Annotated in this window: 15 protein-coding genes; 7 read left to right on the forward strand and 8 right to left on the reverse strand. The window is 33.0% G+C overall.

The window, feature by feature from the left end; genetic code table 11:
* Window positions 1–129: 129 nt before the first annotated feature.
* Window positions 130–2,190 carry a M13 family metallopeptidase gene (locus IW18_RS22255; RefSeq protein WP_041520405.1) on the reverse strand — a complete coding sequence of 687 codons (2,061 nt, stop codon included), beginning with the start codon at window positions 2,188–2,190 and terminating at the stop codon, window positions 130–132.
* Between the two features lie 354 nt (window positions 2,191–2,544).
* On the opposite strand from IW18_RS22255, the gene IW18_RS22260 reads away from it, so the two are divergent.
* From IW18_RS22260 to IW18_RS23020, 4 genes are all read left to right on the forward strand, one after another.
* Window positions 2,545–3,210: an SCO family protein gene (locus IW18_RS22260; RefSeq protein WP_041520406.1), complete on the forward strand. Its 666-nt coding sequence runs from the start codon at window positions 2,545–2,547 to the stop codon at window positions 3,208–3,210.
* A gap of 104 nt (window positions 3,211–3,314) precedes the next feature.
* The gene (locus tag IW18_RS22265) at window positions 3,315–3,554 is read left to right on the forward strand and encodes a FeoA family protein (RefSeq protein WP_017495803.1); all 240 of its coding nucleotides are present in this window, start codon (window positions 3,315–3,317) and stop codon (window positions 3,552–3,554) included.
* Complete coding sequence (gene feoB, locus IW18_RS22270) at window positions 3,554–5,653, forward strand: ferrous iron transport protein B (RefSeq protein ID WP_041520407.1); 2,100 nt, start codon at window positions 3,554–3,556, stop codon at window positions 5,651–5,653. The genes IW18_RS22265 and feoB overlap by 1 nt, the downstream gene beginning before the upstream one ends.
* A gap of 6 nt (window positions 5,654–5,659) precedes the next feature.
* A complete protein-coding gene (locus tag IW18_RS23020; RefSeq protein ID WP_084608008.1) occupies window positions 5,660–5,782 on the forward strand; it encodes a FeoB-associated Cys-rich membrane protein in 123 nt (40 codons plus the stop codon).
* Window positions 5,783–5,955: 173 nt separating this feature from the next.
* Here IW18_RS23020 and IW18_RS22275 read toward each other — a convergent pair whose 3' ends face one another.
* From IW18_RS22275 to IW18_RS22285, 3 genes are all read right to left on the reverse strand, one after another.
* Window positions 5,956–6,609: an HD domain-containing protein gene (locus tag IW18_RS22275; RefSeq protein ID WP_041520408.1), complete on the reverse strand. Its 654-nt coding sequence runs from the start codon at window positions 6,607–6,609 to the stop codon at window positions 5,956–5,958.
* Between the two features lie 218 nt (window positions 6,610–6,827).
* Window positions 6,828–7,820, reverse strand: a complete 993-nt coding sequence (locus IW18_RS22280) for an acyl-ACP desaturase (protein WP_041520409.1) — start codon at window positions 7,818–7,820, stop codon at window positions 6,828–6,830.
* A gap of 52 nt (window positions 7,821–7,872) precedes the next feature.
* Window positions 7,873–8,613, reverse strand: coding sequence for a lysophospholipid acyltransferase family protein (locus IW18_RS22285; protein WP_041520410.1), 741 nt, complete (start codon window positions 8,611–8,613; stop codon window positions 7,873–7,875).
* A 125-nt stretch (window positions 8,614–8,738) separates the two neighbouring features.
* Here IW18_RS22285 and rnpA point away from each other — a divergent pair, with 125 nt between their 5' ends.
* The 3 genes from rnpA to IW18_RS22300 all read left to right on the forward strand — a co-directional run bounded on the left by rnpA (window position 8,739) and on the right by IW18_RS22300 (window position 11,668).
* Window positions 8,739–9,143, forward strand: a complete 405-nt coding sequence (gene rnpA / locus IW18_RS22290) for a ribonuclease P protein component (protein WP_041520411.1) — start codon at window positions 8,739–8,741, stop codon at window positions 9,141–9,143.
* Between the two features lie 81 nt (window positions 9,144–9,224).
* Complete coding sequence (locus tag IW18_RS22295; protein WP_041520412.1) at window positions 9,225–10,028, forward strand: DUF4349 domain-containing protein; 804 nt, start codon at window positions 9,225–9,227, stop codon at window positions 10,026–10,028.
* A gap of 2 nt (window positions 10,029–10,030) precedes the next feature.
* Window positions 10,031–11,668 (forward strand): S41 family peptidase, encoded by a 1,638-nt coding sequence (locus tag IW18_RS22300; protein WP_041520413.1) that lies wholly within the window; start codon window positions 10,031–10,033, stop codon window positions 11,666–11,668.
* A gap of 108 nt (window positions 11,669–11,776) precedes the next feature.
* On the opposite strand, the gene IW18_RS22305 is transcribed toward IW18_RS22300, so the two are convergent.
* The 4 genes from IW18_RS22305 to IW18_RS22320 all read right to left on the reverse strand — a co-directional run bounded on the left by IW18_RS22305 (window position 11,777) and on the right by IW18_RS22320 (window position 16,406).
* On the reverse strand, window positions 11,777–12,223 hold the full coding sequence (locus IW18_RS22305) for a GNAT family N-acetyltransferase (RefSeq protein ID WP_041520414.1): 447 nt from the start codon (window positions 12,221–12,223) through the stop codon (window positions 11,777–11,779).
* Between the two features lie 24 nt (window positions 12,224–12,247).
* A complete protein-coding gene (locus tag IW18_RS22310; protein ID WP_041520415.1) occupies window positions 12,248–13,216 on the reverse strand; it encodes a DUF4837 family protein in 969 nt (322 codons plus the stop codon).
* A gap of 46 nt (window positions 13,217–13,262) precedes the next feature.
* Window positions 13,263–15,107, reverse strand: coding sequence for a LysM peptidoglycan-binding domain-containing protein (locus IW18_RS22315; protein ID WP_041520416.1), 1,845 nt, complete (start codon window positions 15,105–15,107; stop codon window positions 13,263–13,265).
* A gap of 111 nt (window positions 15,108–15,218) precedes the next feature.
* Window positions 15,219–16,406, reverse strand: a complete 1,188-nt coding sequence (locus IW18_RS22320) for a phosphoglycerate kinase (RefSeq protein ID WP_041520417.1) — start codon at window positions 16,404–16,406, stop codon at window positions 15,219–15,221.
* Between the last annotated feature and the right edge of the window lie 32 nt (window positions 16,407–16,438).

The following is a 16,438-nucleotide window of genomic DNA, read 5'->3' on the forward strand; positions in this document are numbered from 1 at the left end:
AAATTTTACCAATAATTAAGCTAAGGATTATAATATAATTATTGGATGTGTTTTTATATTAAAATAACACTCGATATTATTCAAATAAAAAACGGCGCTAAAATTAGCGCCGTTTTTATTATTTTGTTCTTACCAGATTTTAACTCTCTTTTCTGGTTCGATATACATTTTATCTCCTTTTTTAATTCCAAAGGCTTGATAAAAAGCATCTACGTTCTGAACTGGAACTACTGCTCTGTACATTCCTGGAGAATGCGGATCAGTTTTTACTTGATTTTTAATTGCTTCGTCTCTAGATTTTGTTCTCCAAACTGTAGCCCAAGATATAAAGAAACGTTGCTCTGGTGTAAATCCGTCGATTAAACCTGGATTTCCATGCTTTTTCAAATACAATTGTAAACCATCGTATGCAGCATTAATTCCACCCAAATCTCCAATGTTTTCACCTAAAGTAAATTTACCATCTACGTGAATTCCAGGTAAAGGCTCTAAAGCACTGTATTGATCTGCTAATGCAGTACCAAGTGCCGTAAATTGTTTTAAATCTTCGGCTGTCCACCAATCAACAAGATTTCCATCTGCGTTGTAACGTGCTCCTGAATCATCAAATCCATGAGAAATCTCATGTCCAATAACAGCACCAATTCCACCATAATTTACAGCTTCGTCAGCTTGGTAATTGTAGAAAGGTGGTTGTAAAATTGCAGCAGGGAAAACAATCTCGTTGTAAGACGGGTTGTAATATGCATTTACAGTTTGTGGAGACATTCCCCACTCTGTTTTATCAACTGGTTTGTTTAATTTTTCAATTCCTTTTTTGAAATTCCATTTTGCAAGATTGCGTGAATTTTCAAAATAACTTCCTCCTTCAGCGATACTTTTAATTTCAAGTGCCGAGTAGTCTTTCCACTTATCAGGATAACCAACTTTTATAGTGATTTTATCTAATTTTTCGATCGCTTTTACTTTTGTAGCGGCAGACATCCAAGTTAAATTATTAATACGATTTTTGTACGCCAAAATAACGTTCTGAATCATATCGACTGCTTTTGTTTTTGCTTCAGCAGGAAATACTTTTTCTACATATAATTTACCAAGTGCTTCACCAACGGTATTATTCACAACTTGCAACGCTTTTTCTTCACGTGGCAATTGTTTTACAGCGCCTCTTAATGTTTTGCTATAAAAGTCAAAATTAGCTGTTTCGATATCTGTCGATAATTTTGATGCAGCTGAGTTTAACAAATCCCATTTCAAATATTCTTTCCATTGTGCTACTTTGTTTTCAGTAAAAATAGTTTGTAGAGCTTTCATGTATTTAGGCTCCATTACTACAACTGTATCTAACTTTGCTAACCCAATACCTGTAAAATAAGCATCCCACTTAATTGCCGGTGTTAGCTTTTGAAGTTCAGCAACTGTCATTGGATTATACATCAAACGACTGTCTCTACTTTCAACACGATTTAATCTTGGTTTAGATAGTTCTGTTTCTAAAGCTAAAATTCCAGCTGCATTTTGCTTAGCTTTCTCTGGAGATTCGCCAATAAACTGTAACATCTTTGCTACATGAAGTTCGTACTTTGCACGTTTTTCTTTAGAATCTTTGTCTTGAGAGATATAATAATCTTGGTCTGGCAATCCTAATGAACTTACACCAAGACTTACAGAGTTTTTAGAACTGTTTTTTTCGTCAGCTCCAACATAGATTCCAAAAAAACCAGAACTACCTTCCGGCTCCATTTCAACTAGAAATTTTTGAAGATCTGCAACATTTTTAATTGCATCAATCTTTTTAAAGTAAGGAAGTAATGGTTTTATCCCAGCTTTATTTCTTCCAACTGTATCTAAAATAGTCGAGAATAAATTAACTGCTTTTCCTTGATCTGTATTCGATTTGTACTTTGGATTTTTAGATGCTTCTTTCAAGATAGACATTGCATCTTTGTCTGTTTTTTTGATTAACTCATTAAAACTTCCCCAAGTTGTACGATCACTAGGAATTTCGGTTTTACTCAACCAAGTTCCGTTTACGTATTGAAAAAAGTCCTGACCTGGACTTACTTTTGTATTCATGTACGAAACATTAATACCTGGTTCTTTTGTTGTTGCATTTTGAGCTTTAACTGCAGTTAGTGAAAACATTACAGAAAAGACACAAAATAAGGGTTTAGTAAGCTTTTTATTCATTTTCGAGTGTGTTTTTGTGTATATACAAACGTATTGTTAATATTTGGAACTTTATGTTAAAATTATAGGAATAATTAAGGGCGTTATATTGATGTAAATAATTCGTAACATGTCTTAGAAAAACGCATCAATTAATCGCTTGGTTTACACAATTTATTCCTTCATTTTGCCACGAATTGCACAAATTTTCACGAATTACATTTTCCTGAGCTCACGATAACAATAAAACAACAGTTCGAATTCGCGAAGATTCGTGAAATTCGTGGTGGTAAAAAACAAATACACTTTGTTAAAAAGCGTTATAATTGTGACTTTTAAAATGCTCTTTTCGTATTTTTGCGCCAAATTGTTTTTATGAAATCGCTTCTATACAAATACCGAAAATTCTTTATTGTCTTAATTGTATTTTCGGCTGTAACTATATCTTTATTTTATTCGGCCTTAAAGCCACAAAAAACGTTACCAATCTACAATCCGGCCGATGTAAATCCTGAATTAGTGGATAGCACGGTTCAATACAAAAGTAAGTATCACACCATTGCCGATTTTTCGTTTGTCAATCAAAACGGAGATACAATTACTCAAAAAAACTACGAAGGAAAAATTTATGTTGCTGATTTCTTCTTCACTACTTGTGGATCTATTTGTCCAAAAATGACAACAAATCTAGAAGAAGTTCAAAAAGCCGTTTTAAACAATCCAAAAGTAATGTTGCTTTCGCATACTGTTTTTCCTGAGGTTGACAGTATTCCGGTTCTTAAAGAATACGCCGTAAAACATCATGTTGTAGATAGTAAATGGAACTTGGTTACTGGCGACAAAAAGGAAATTTATACTATGGCCAGAAAATCGTATCTGGCGGTAAAACTAGGACGCCCTGATCAATTGTATGATATGGTCCATACCGAAAATTTTGTTTTAGTAGATCAAAAACGTCGCGTTCGTGGTTTTTATGACGGAACGAATAAAGAAGAAATCAAACGTCTTTTAGAAGACATTAATTTCTTGTCTCAGGAGTAAAATCCCTTATTTTTAGAAAGATTTAGCATTTAGAAAACTGTTAAATACCTTGAAATAAAGAATAATTGTCTATTTTTGCAATCTAAATTCAATCTAAATAAGCTTTGCAAAATACAATTCATACCCTAAAAAAAGGCGAAAAAGCCATTATCAAAGATTTTGATATCGATTTGATTCCTTTAAAATTATTAGAGATGGGATGTTTGCCGGGCAATTTAGTCGAATTACTTCAAATTGCTCCTTTTGGAGACCCATTATATTTAGACATTAATGGTTCACACGTAGCCATTCGTGTTGAAACTGCTCGTGAAATTGAAGTTGAACTTATCAAAACCAATTTGTAATGAGCATTCAAAATATCAATGTTGCCCTTATCGGAAATCCAAATACCGGAAAAACTTCAGTTTTCAATCAGCTTACGGGTTTAAATCAACAAGTTGGAAATTACCCTGGAATTACGGTTGAGAAAAAAATCGGGTTTTGTAAGCTCCCTAACAATATAAAAGCTAACATTCTGGATTTACCAGGAACTTATAGTCTGAACGCCAGTTCTATGGACGAAAGTGTGGTAATCGAGCTTTTGTTAAACAAAAATGACAAATTATATCCTGATGTAGCGGTGGTGGTTACAGATGTTGAAAATCTGAAACGAAATTTACTGATTTACACTCAAATAAAAGACCTTGAAATTCCAACGATTCTTGTTATCAACATGTCTGATCGTATGGAAAGTAAAGGAATTACTTTAGACATTCCTTATCTTGAAGAGAAACTAAAAACCAAAATTGCTTTGGTGAGTTCTCGAAAGGGTTTCGGAATTGAACAATTAAAAGAGCTTATTGTTTCATACAAAACTATTCCGCACGAGCCTTGCTTAAATGCTTCGGTGATTGATGAAAAGTATTTTATGAAATTACAACATGCTTTTCCCAATCAATTATTGTATAAATTATGGTTGGTGATTACGCAAGATGTAAATTTTTCGAATTTAGATCGAAATGAAATCAGAAGTACTTTTACCAAATCACATTCAGAATTAAAGCGTTTACAACAAAAAGAAACGATCAAAAGATATCAGTTTATAAATGATGTTTTAAAAGAAGGTTTAAAAGTTGATACGACTGTAGCTACAGATTTCAGAGCTAAATTAGATCGCGTTTTAACTCACAAGGTTTGGGGATATGTGATTTTCTTAGCGATTTTATTTTTAATTTTCCAATCGATTTTTAGTTGGTCAACTATTCCGATGGATTTCATCGACAGCACTTTTGCTTCTTTAAGTACCTGGGTTGCTAAGGAACTACCAAGTGGAATTCTAACGGATTTACTTTCGCAGGGAATTGTACCCGGAATTGGTGGTGTCATTATATTTATTCCGCAAATTGCCTTTTTGTTTTTGTTTATTTCTATTCTTGAAGAAAGTGGCTACATGAGTCGTGTGGTCTTTTTGATGGACAAAATCATGCGTAAGTTTGGTCTTTCCGGAAAAAGTGTTGTCCCTCTAATTTCAGGAACTGCTTGTGCAATTCCGGCGATTATGGCGACAAGAAATATCGAAAACTGGAAAGAACGCCTTATTACGATCTTGGTAACGCCTTTCACAACTTGTTCTGCAAGATTGCCTGTTTATACTATTATAATTTCGTTAGTTATACCAAATGAGCGAATTTTTGGAATCCTTAATATGCAAGGATTAGCGCTGATGCTGTTGTATTTACTAGGTTTTGTAACAGCAATTCTTTCAGCTTATATCTTAAACAAAATATTAAAAATAAGTGCTAAAACGTATTTCGTAGTCGAAATGCCAAGTTATAAATTACCTCTTTTCAAAAATGTTGGGATCAATGTGGTTGAAAAAACAAAAGCTTTTGTTGTTGGTGCGGGTAAAATCATCCTGGCAATATCTGTAATTTTATGGTTTTTGGCTTCGTACGGACCTGGAAAGGATTTTAATGAGGCTGAATCTATCGTGAAGGAAAGATTTGTTGACACGCCTCTTGATGAAGTTCAATTTGAAAATGAAGTGGCTTCACAAAAATTAGAGAATTCTTATATCGGACTTATGGGTAGGGCTATTGAACCTGTTATTTCTCCTTTGGGTTATGATTGGAAAATTGGAATTGCATTAATTAGTTCATTTGCTGCACGTGAAGTTTTCGTTGGAACACTTGCCACTATTTATAGTGTTGGAGATACTGATAACGAGTCTACTATAAAAAGTAAAATGCAGGAAGAAATAAACCCGCAAACAGGTGAGAAGATCTTTAATTTTGCTTCGGGAATTTCTTTACTGTTGTTTTATGCTTTTGCGATGCAATGTGCCAGTACTTTGGCTATTACTAAAAAAGAAACTAACTCTTGGAAATGGCCTGCTATGCAACTCATTTTAATGAGTGGATTAGCTTATTTTGTAGCGCTATTAGCGTATCAACTTTTAAAATAAACAATCATGTTACAAGAAATTATTGCTTTTGGAATATTACTTATCGCTGTTGGTTATTTGGTCAAAAAGTTCTTTTGGAAATCTAAAAAGAAAAAAGACTGTGGCGATGGTAATTGTGGGTGTTCTTAAGGAAAGGTTCAAAGTTGCAGAGGTTCATAGGGACAAAGGTTTGAAAGGCTTGGACTGCGCTCAGCTTGACATTCTAATTTACACGAACTAAAATAAATATAAACACATAAAAAAATGGCTTCAAAATTTGAAGCCATTTTTATTTACTGAAAACTGAGACTGAGACTGAAAACTTATTTCTCTCCTTCCCACTCTGCGTAAAACTGCGCTAGAAAAACTTCCATGAATCGGTGTCTTTCTGCCGCAATTTGTTTTCCGGTTTCGGTATTCATTTTATCTTTTAGGAGTAATAGCTTTTCGTAAAAATGATTTATCGTTGGAGCATTATTCTTTTTGTATTCTTCTTTGCTCATATTGGTTATTGGTGCAATTTCCGGGTCATGTAAGGTTCTATTTTTAAAACCTCCGTAGTTAAACGCTCTTGCTACTCCAATCGCTCCAATTGCATCTAAACGATCCGCGTCTTGAACGATATCCAATTCTACAGACTTGAACTTCTTTTCAAAATTTCCGCCTTTATATGAGATGTTTTCGATGATATTTACAACATGCTGAATAATATCTTCTGAAACCTTTTCAGATTCTAAAAATAAACGTGCTGTTTTTGGCCCAATTGTTTCGTCTCCGTTATGAAATTTACTATCGGCAATATCATGAAGCAAAGCACCTAACTCTACAACTGTTAAATCGCAATTTGTTCCTTTTGCAATTAAAAGTGCGTTTTTATACACTCGCTCAATATGAAACCAATCGTGTCCACCTTCGGCGTCGCTAAGTTTTTCTTTTACAAAAGTGATTGTTTTGTTTATTAAATCAGAATTATTCATAGTTGTGGTTGGTATTTTCTTGTGTTGAGGATGGCACAAAGATTTAACGAGTTAAACGGGTTTACATAGATTATTTTTTAATTTCTGTTTCTGAAATCTTTATTGAATAAAAAATGTTGATTGTCAAAGCTTTAAATACCTCAACAATCAACAATATGTTTTCAATGCTAAATATCAATTGCAATTACAATATCAATCTAAAATCAGAAATCTGCAATTTACAATCTAGCTGGCTCAACCCATTTAAAGATGTGTGATTCTTGAGGAATAACCATTCTCTCAGAGATTCTTGCCATACGAGCCGGTAATTTCATTAAGTAATCACGTGCTTTTTCAGCTTCATCTGTTAAATTAGAAATTTTATCAATTTCCCATTTATCGATTAATTTTTGCATGATATCAACATAATCGTTTGCTGTATAAACTCCGATACGTTGTGCAGAATCTGAAAATTGTTCAAATGCTGAACTTATTTTTTGACCAGATTCTCTCAAGAAATGAGCTGGCATAACGATTTTTTGTTTCATCATGTATTGAAACGCCAACATCATTTCGCTTGGGTCAACTGCAAAAATACGTGTAACAAATTCGCTATATGCATGGTGATGACGCATTTCGTCACCCGCAATCATTTTACACATTTTAGACAATTTATTATCACCAAATTTCTTAGCCATTTGAGCTACTCTATTGTGCGATACATACGTTGCTAATTCCTGGAAACTCGTGTATACAAAGTTTTTGTATGGGTCAGATCCAGTTCCAATATCAAAACCGTCGTTGATTAAATGCTGTGTTGTCATTTCGATTTCACGCATATTAACACGACCAGACAAATACAAGTATTTATTTAAAAGATCACCATGACGGTTTTCTTCTCCAGTCCATTGCCTGATCCATTTTGACCAGCCATTACCACCATTTTCTATTTGGTTTATACCTTCTACATCCATCAACCAAGATTCGTAAGTTGGTAAAGCTTCTTCGGTAATTGTATCACCAACAAGCGTAACCCAGAAATCATATGGTAATTCTTTAGCAATTTCACGTAATTCTCTAACCTCCTCAAAGAAGTTATCTCCTTCAGAATTAGGCAGAAAATCTGACGGCTGCCAAATTTTTTCTACTGGAATTAAATACTGTTCAACGAAGCTATCCACGTTTTTTTCTAAAAACTGCATTACTTCTAATCTAATGTTTTTTATAGACATTACTTATTTAAGATTGGGATTTAAGTTTTAGTTCTTCACTAAAAACAAAAATCTATTTATACTCGTTTACTCCTTCTACAACTGCTTTCTCCGTCATTTCCATCAAATCTGCAAAATTATAGTCTTTTACTGCCATAGCTTTATGAACGGTAAAGGTAAGGCGATTTCCTAAACCAACCGGAAAAAAACCATATCTTACCATTTTCCATGAATTATTGATACTCACTGGTACTACATATGCTGATGGTGCGTATTTACATAAGATCTTTAAACCATTTTGAGCAAATTCTTTAGGTTTTCCAGTTTTACTTCTTGTTCCTTCAGGAAAAATTACAGCAGATCTTGTGTTTTTTTCAATATATTCAGACAAGCCTTTGATTGTTGGTATAGCCTGTTTTGGATCTTTACGGTCAATTAGCACTGAACCTCCGTGACGTAAATTGTATGACACACTCGGAATTCCGCTACCTAACTCTTTCTTACTTACAAATTTACAATGAAAACGTCTAAAGTACCAAATCATTGCAATGATATCGTACATACTTTGGTGATTTGACACAAAAATAATTGGAACTCCTGTTGGAATGGTTTCTCTATTTTCGATTTTATATGTTGTTCCTACCAAGTTTGTACACTTTAGCAGGAAAAAATTCAAATAATCAACACTTTTTTTATGAGCCTGATAACCAAAAACATTTAGGCAAATCCATTGTATTGGATGAAATACTAGCAAACACAAGCTAAAAACTAGATAGTATATTACTGATATTGGATAGGAAATTATTTTTTGCATGCTTAAAAAATTAATGCCCAAAAGTAATAAATAAATTTTTAGCCGTATAAAAATCGAAAACAATAACTGTTTTTATGGTTTAATTGTACCTTTGTCCTAAAATTTGCAAATTTTTTCTGAATTAAATGAACTTTACTTACCCTAAAAATGAACGCCTAAAGAGCAAAACCACAATTGGTTTACTGTTTTCTGAAGGGAAATCGGCATCTAAATATCCGTTGCGTTTGGTTTACCGTCAAGCGGAAGAAAATTCAGAAGAAAAAATTAAAATTGGCGTTTCGGTATCTAAAAAATACTTTAAGAGAGCGGTTGATCGCAATTATTTCAAACGCGTTTTGCGTGAAACCTATCGTTTGAACAAACATTTGCTTTTAGACAATATTCCACACCCCTATTCTTTGATGTTTTTTTACCAAAGCAAAGACAGATTATCTTACGAAGAAATCAATACCAAAACGATTCAATTGTTCGAGAAATTCTTATCTCAAGTGAATAAAATTGATGATTCTGAAAATAAAACAGAAGCATAAATCTCCAAAAACAAGTTTGTCAATCAAATTATACGAAAAATTATAAAAAAATTGTAGTTTTAGATTTAATTTGAAATAATTATGAAATATATTTTCTTTTTATTCTTTACTGCTTTCACTTTTTCGGGTTGTAGTAAGCATGCTGAAAATGAACCTGTTTATGACACGGCTATTTCGGCAGTAACACTTTCAGCACCAAGTCAGCCAAACGAAGATAAAAACATTATTATTCCTCAAAAAATAATCCGAGAAGCTTATCTTAAGTTTGAAACAGATGACCTGGAAGAAACTTTTAATCAAATTCAAAATGCGATTAAAGCCAACAAAGGAAATATACAAAATGATTCTCAACAAAAAAGTTCCAAAAATATAAGTCGAAATATTGTGGTTCGAATTCCAAGTCAGAATTTTGATTCTTTCTTGCAATCAATCTCAAAAGGGGTTTCTTATTTTGATCAAAAAGACATTTCTTCGGCAAATGTTACCGAACAATATATTGACTTGACTTCAAGATTAAGTACAAAACAAAAGCTTGAAGCGCGTTATATAGAAATATTACAAAAAGCCACGAAAGTAAGTGAGATTCTAGAGATCGAGAAACAAATTTCGGCCATTCGGGAAGAAATCGAAGCAAAACAAGGTCAGCTTAAATACTTGGAAAGCCGTGTTGCCGAAAGTACTGTTACAATCGAATTTTATAAAACCATAGCTCAAAAAGAAGGTGTAAAAACATCTTATGGCTCAAAAATCTGGAGTTCAATTGAATCGGGATTTTATAGTCTTTCGGGATTTTTACTCTGGACTCTTAGCGTTTGGCCATTTATTATAATATTTTGCGTACTCGCCTATTTTATTAGAAAAAGATTTAAAAGAAAAAAAATATAATCATGTATCCTTATTTCAAAAAGAAATTTATCATACCAACTGTTGCGGCAGGATTTTTATTTATTGGAACCAGTTTCAAAGACGACTTTTTTGAGATTGCCAAGCAAATAGAAATTTTTACGACTTTGTTTAAAGCTGTTAATACAAATTATGTCGACGAAACTAATCCGGGTGATTTAATGGACAAAGCCATTAAGAGTATGTTGGGAAGTTTAGATCCTTATACGGTTTACTTTAACGAACAAGATGTTGTTAATTTCAAAATCAATAATACGGGCGAATATACCGGAATTGGTGCTTTGATCTCGAGAAAAAAAGATCGTTTAATTGTTCGTGAGCCTTATAAAAATTATCCTGCAGATAAAGCGGGATTAAAAGCGGGAGATGAAATTATTCAAATTGGTGATGTTATGATTGCCGATTTTAAAGATGACGCTTCGCAATTATTAAAAGGGACAAAAAACACTAAGATCACTATAAAATATGTTCGTCAGGGTAAAACTTTTACAACGGATTTGATTTTAGATGAAGTCGATATTAAATCGGTTCCTTTTTACGGAAAAATTGATGACAAAACGGGTTATATTGTTCTTGCTCACTTTAGCAGAAAGGCTGCCATCGAGGTAAAAGATGCTCTTGAAAAATTAAAAGCGGATGGAGCAAAACAAATTGTGCTTGATTTAAGAGGAAATCCGGGTGGCTTACTTAACGAAGCTATTGATATTTGTAATTTGTTTGTTCCTAAAAATGAAGTTATTGTTACTACGAAATCCAGAATAGAAAAACATAATAATACTTATAAAACGAATAAAGAACCTGTTGATACTGAAATTCCTTTGGCAATTTTAGTAAACGGACGAAGCGCTTCTGCATCTGAAATTGTGTCTGGTGCTTTGCAGGATTTAGATCGTGCGGTGATTTTAGGAAGTCGCAGTTTTGGAAAAGGTTTGGTTCAACGTTCTGTTGATTTAACTTATGGTACACAATTAAAAGTTACGATTTCGAGGTATTATACGCCTTCTGGTCGTTGTATTCAGGCTTTAGATTATGCTCACAAAGATAAAAATGGTGTTGCTCAAAAAACCGATGCTAAGAATTTTAATGCTTTTAAAACCAGAAAAGGAAGAACTGTTTATGACGGTGGTGGTGTTTTACCAGACATTGAATTGGATGAAACTAAAATGAGTCCTATTACGACTGCTTTGATGAAAAACGATGGAATCTTTGATTATGCTACTACGTATTATTACAAAAATCCAAATTTAGGAGATAAAATTCCAACTATTACTGACGCTGATTATACAAGTTTTAAGCAATACTTAAAAGCAAACAAAATTAGTTTTGATACTGAAACTGAAATTGCTTTAAGAAACACTTTGGCTGCTGCTAAAAATGAAAAAATCGATGAAACGATTGCACCTGAATATCAACAATTATTGGCTGCGCTTGAAAAAAGTGAAAGCACTTTATTAGATAAAAATCAAAAAGAGATAAAAGGTCTGATTCAGGAAGAATTGATTAAAAGGTATCAATATCAGGAAGGTTTATATCAATATTACCTTAAAAACAATTCAGAAATTAAGAAAGCTGTTAATGTTTTAAATAATCAAACGGAGTACAAAACAATTTTAAAAATGTAGTTCAAGTTTTAGTATAAAAAAGGCTTTATTGATATTATCAATAAAGCCTTTTTTATATTGCGCATTTAGCATTTGTATCTTACAATCTATAATTGAAATACTATTTTATTATTCTCTAATCATCTCGATATGCGGAATATCATCTTCCAGATACATTTCGCTGGACTGAACAAATCCGTGGCTTTCGTAGAATTTCTTTAAATATAATTGAGCTCCAATTGTAATTGCGTCTTTATCAAAATTAGATTTTATGGCTACAATGGCTTCTCGCATTAAATCATGTCCCCATTTTCTGTCGCGATAATTTGCATCGACTACTACTCTCCCTATCGAAGCATTATCAAAACTAATTCCGGCATCGAATAAACGAACATAAGCGACAATTTTATTATCATATTCACCAATTAGGTGTAATGCTTTCTTGTCTTTACCGTCAAGATCCAAATAAACGCAGTTTTGCTCTAATACAAAGATCTCACTTCTTAGTTTAAGCAAATCATATAACTGATGAACTGTTAGTGCCTCAAAAGGCTTTATTTTCCATTTTAATTCCATTCTACAATATTCTATTCTTAAAATTTATCTTCTATCTACTTTTACGGATTTAATTATGGCTTCTAATTCTAACATTAAATCACGCTCCTGATTGGACGGTGAATAACAAAATCCCTCGATTACCAGAACTCTATTATAGGTTTTATCTACAATTGCATAGTTAATAAAAGGCCCGGCCATAAAATCATTTTTTAATTCCCAAGTACCTTTAGTTTCGTACGCTTTTTTATCGTCTAAGGTTATAGTCGAGAAATAAGGCGCGTATGCTTCTCCGGTAATCATTCTGGTATTGGGTTCGCTCCCTTGGATATAACTACCTATTGAATCTCGCATACGGATAATATTCCCGACTACATCTGAACTTTTTTCAAAACTACGGATTGGAATTTGATAAATAAGCAGACTTGTATTGCCACTTATGATATTTTTTTTGAGCCAAATGAAATTCTTTTTGTGCAACATGTATTCATATCCTGTTGGAATTTGAAGATCAATATGGAACTTGTTTTTTATAACAGCGGGATTTAATAATGATTTGCTGTTGTCTTCTTGTATTTTCTTGATTTCGGTGTCACGGATCGTTTTTATGATTTGTGCCGAATTGAGTTCGATAGTACAAATAATATCATCGACAGATTTTCCGTAAATTCTAAATGTATTGTGTGGTAATGATTTGCTATGTGTAATTTCGAACTTATCTACCGCAGCTTTTTTAACTACTATAATACTTCTACTATCGGTAACGAAACCTTCTAGCAAACGTGCAGGATATTGGTTTATGGTAAATAGAGGTTCTTCTTGCGTGAGTCCTAAAACGGGCGACGCAAATTTATTTCGGATACTGTCTCCTACTTCGCCATACCACAACTGATCGTCTATAATAATAGAAATCGAGTTTGTTTTACCTGATACTGGCTGTGGCTGCTTATCATTCTTTAGACAAGAAATTAATAAAAACGGAAGTAGTAGAAATAAAAAATGGGTTTTATTCATTTTATTAATTTATGAAATAAAACCCAAATTTAGGTAAGATTTTTTATTATCCGTTTATTTTGAGTTTCATTCCGGGTTTAATGTCTCCGTCTTTAATATTGTTCCATTTTTTAATATCTGAAATGGTTACTCCAGGATATTTTTTAGAAATACTATACAACGAATCTCCTTTTTTTACGAAATAATCTTCTCCAAGACTTTTAGGTGAAGTAGCTTTTTTCTTGAACGAATCGATCGAAGAGTTTGAAGCTATAGCGGTTGTTACCGCACTTTCATCAATGATTTCAGGTACTGCTTTAGAAACTATTAATGTTTTTCCTAAACCAATATTATTTGAATTGAGATTATTTAGTTCTTTTAACTCAGCAATAGTCGTACCGAATTTCTTTGCAATGCTTCCTAAATTATCTCCTACAGCTACAACATACTCTTGTGACTGTGCATTGTTTTTGTCTTTATCATCTGTAGAAGCAATTGCTTCTTCTGTTTTCTTCTCAACTGCTAGTGTTGATTTAATGTCTTTAGCTGTTTTTACTGATGGATCAAAATCTGATTTAATCTTTAACGTTCTTCCAAGTGCAACAGCATTTGATTTAAGATTATTCCATTTCTTTATATCAGAAACATTTACATTGTACTTGTCCGCAATTGCTCCTAAATTATCTCCTTTTTGAACTTTATATAGCTGAAGATCTTTGGACAATTCTAACTTTTCTCTTACAATAGGTTTTGCTTTTGGAGCAACTTTCATAGCCAACTGTGCCGGCAATGATTTTGTTTTTGATTGATAGGCTACGTAATTGTAAATTTTATCTTCGTTTGAAACAAAGGTGGCAATTTTATCTTTTGGTAAACGCAAGAAATGCTGTTCTCCTTGATAATATGGCACTACGTTTAATTTGTATGAAGGGTTTAAAAGCTGAATTTGTGATTGTGGCATGTCTAACAAATCTGCAAGTTGCTTGAATGTTACTTCATTCTTCACATTTATTGTATCTGTTTCGAAGTTTTTAACGACTGCTCTTTCAGGGTTTATTCCGTGTTCTTTGTGATATTCAAAAAGGTACATTGTTGCTAAAAAAGCAGGAACATATCCTTGAGTTTCTTTTGGAAGGTAACTACGAATATCCCAATATTTACTTTTTCCGCCAGAACGGCGAATTGCTTTTGTTACATTTCCTGGTCCTGAATTATATGAAGCTAGAACTAGCTCCCAATCACCAAAAATATTATACATTTTGGTCATGTACTCTGAGGCAGCGGCTGTAGCTTTAAGTGGATCGCTACGTTCATCAATATACGAATCTATTTTAAGTGCATATTGTTTTCCTGTTCCGTACATGAATTGCCAAAGACCTGTAGCACCCATTTTAGAAACTGCTTTAGGGTTTAAAGCAGATTCTACAACGGCTAAATACTTTATTTCCAATGGAACGTTTTGTTTAGCAAAAGCGTCCTCAAAAATTGGGAAATAATATTCTGATAAAGCCATTAATCGAGAAAACGATTTTTTACGATTCTTAAGAAATGACTTTATAATATTTTCTAATCCTTGATTGTATTCTATATCAAAAGGCGATTTCTCGTTCATTGCCTGCAAGCGCTGTTTTAGCAATTCTGTAGGCAACTCTTCATCAACGGTAACATCTGTATTGATGGTTTGAATATCTTTTGTTAGATCATCATAGATATCTAAACTTGTTAATTCTTTCATCCAAAGACTATCAACGCGTGTTGCGGCTTCGTCTCTTTTGAATGTACTTTTAACAGAATCTAAATAGGATATCTTTACTTCTGGCTTAATTTCTACATTTGTTTTTACATCTTCTTGTGCGAACATGGACATAGAAAAAAACACCGAAACGACTAATGATATTTTTTTTACAATCATATAACATTTATTTTAACAACCTATAATTCAAACAATTATAGAACATTGATTTTTGCAAACTTAAATAGATTACTGATAAAAACGATGTAAAAAAATGTTAATTGTGATTTTTTAGTCTAAAATCGCTGCGATTCCAGGTAAAACTTTTCCTTCTAACATTTCTAACATTGCCCCGCCACCAGTAGAAACATAGCTCATTTTGTCTTCAAAACCGAACTGTTTTACTGCTGCTACAGAATCTCCTCCTCCAACTAATGAAAATGCTCCATTTTCTGTAGCTTCGGCAATATAATCACCTAAAGCGATAGTTCCTTTTGAGAATGTTTCCATTTCAAAAACTCCTAATGGACCATTCCATAAAATAGTTTTTGACTCTAAAATAACTTTTTTGAAGTTTTCTAAAGATTTAGGACCTGCATCAAGACCTTGCCATCCGTCAGGAATTGCTGTTACATCTACCACTTGTGTATTTGCTGTATTTGAGAAATCATCTGCCGCAATTACATCAACTGGAATGTGAATTTGTACTCCTTTTTCTTTAGCTAATCTCAAAATTTCAAGAGCTAATTCTTGTTTATCATCTTCGCAAATAGAATCTCCAATTTTACCACCTTGTGCTTTAATGAACGTAAAAGTCATTCCACCACCAATGATCATGTGATCTACTTTGTCTAGAATATTTTCGATAACCGTAATTTTTGAAGATACTTTTGAACCTCCAAGAACTGCTGTAACTGGTTTCTCGCTATTTTTTAATACTTTGTTTAAACTTTCTATTTCTTTTGCCAATAGAGTTCCAAAACATTTTTCGGTTGGAAAAAATTGTGCAATGATAGTTGTCGATGCATGTGCTCTGTGTGCTGTTCCAAAAGCATCATTTACATAAATATCTCCTAATGAAGCTAATTCTTTTGCAAAAGCAACATCTCCAGCTTCTTCTTCTGCATGAAAACGTAAATTTTCAAGTAATAGTACTTCTCCTGGTTGTAAATTTTTTGCAGCAGTTTGGGCTACTTCTCCAACACAGTTTTCAGCAAACTTAACTTGAACTCCTAAAATTTCAGAAGCTGTTTTTAAAATATGCTTCAATGAATATTTTTCTTCAACGCCTTTTGGTCTTCCTAAATGCGACATTAAAATTACGCTTCCTCCTTGAGCTAAAATAGCATCAATTGTAGGTTTTGCAGCTTCAATACGTGTAGCATCAGTTACATTAAAATTTTCATCCAATGGTACATTAAAGTCAACACGGATAATTGCTTTTTTATTTTTAAAGTCGAAATCGTTTAAAGTTTTCATTTGATAGTTTTTTAGTTTTTTTTGAAAGAAAA

The sequence above is a fragment of the Flavobacterium hibernum genome, assembly GCF_000832125.1.
GTDB lineage: Bacteria > Bacteroidota > Bacteroidia > Flavobacteriales > Flavobacteriaceae > Flavobacterium > Flavobacterium hibernum.

Excerpts from the sequence above, each read along its gene's own strand:
- IW18_RS22255 (WP_041520405.1), bottom strand. The coding sequence starts at position 2,190 with ATGAATAAAAAGCTTACTAAACCCTTATTTTGTGTCTTTTCTGTAATG.
- IW18_RS22260 (WP_041520406.1), top strand. The coding sequence starts at position 2,545 with ATGAAATCGCTTCTATACAAATACCGAAAATTCTTTATTGTCTTAATT.
- feoB (WP_041520407.1), top strand. The coding sequence starts at position 3,554 with ATGAGCATTCAAAATATCAATGTTGCCCTTATCGGAAATCCAAATACC.
- IW18_RS23020 (WP_084608008.1), top strand. The coding sequence starts at position 5,660 with ATGTTACAAGAAATTATTGCTTTTGGAATATTACTTATCGCTGTTGGT.
- IW18_RS22275 (WP_041520408.1), bottom strand. The coding sequence starts at position 6,609 with ATGAATAATTCTGATTTAATAAACAAAACAATCACTTTTGTAAAAGAA.
- IW18_RS22280 (WP_041520409.1), bottom strand. The coding sequence starts at position 7,820 with ATGTCTATAAAAAACATTAGATTAGAAGTAATGCAGTTTTTAGAAAAA.
- IW18_RS22285 (WP_041520410.1), bottom strand. The coding sequence starts at position 8,613 with ATGCAAAAAATAATTTCCTATCCAATATCAGTAATATACTATCTAGTT.
- rnpA (WP_041520411.1), top strand. The coding sequence starts at position 8,739 with ATGAACTTTACTTACCCTAAAAATGAACGCCTAAAGAGCAAAACCACA.
- IW18_RS22295 (WP_041520412.1), top strand. The coding sequence starts at position 9,225 with ATGAAATATATTTTCTTTTTATTCTTTACTGCTTTCACTTTTTCGGGT.
- IW18_RS22300 (WP_041520413.1), top strand. The coding sequence starts at position 10,031 with ATGTATCCTTATTTCAAAAAGAAATTTATCATACCAACTGTTGCGGCA.
- IW18_RS22305 (WP_041520414.1), bottom strand. The coding sequence starts at position 12,223 with ATGGAATTAAAATGGAAAATAAAGCCTTTTGAGGCACTAACAGTTCAT.
- IW18_RS22310 (WP_041520415.1), bottom strand. The coding sequence starts at position 13,216 with ATGAATAAAACCCATTTTTTATTTCTACTACTTCCGTTTTTATTAATT.
- IW18_RS22315 (WP_041520416.1), bottom strand. The coding sequence starts at position 15,107 with ATGATTGTAAAAAAAATATCATTAGTCGTTTCGGTGTTTTTTTCTATG.
- IW18_RS22320 (WP_041520417.1), bottom strand. The coding sequence starts at position 16,406 with ATGAAAACTTTAAACGATTTCGACTTTAAAAATAAAAAAGCAATTATC.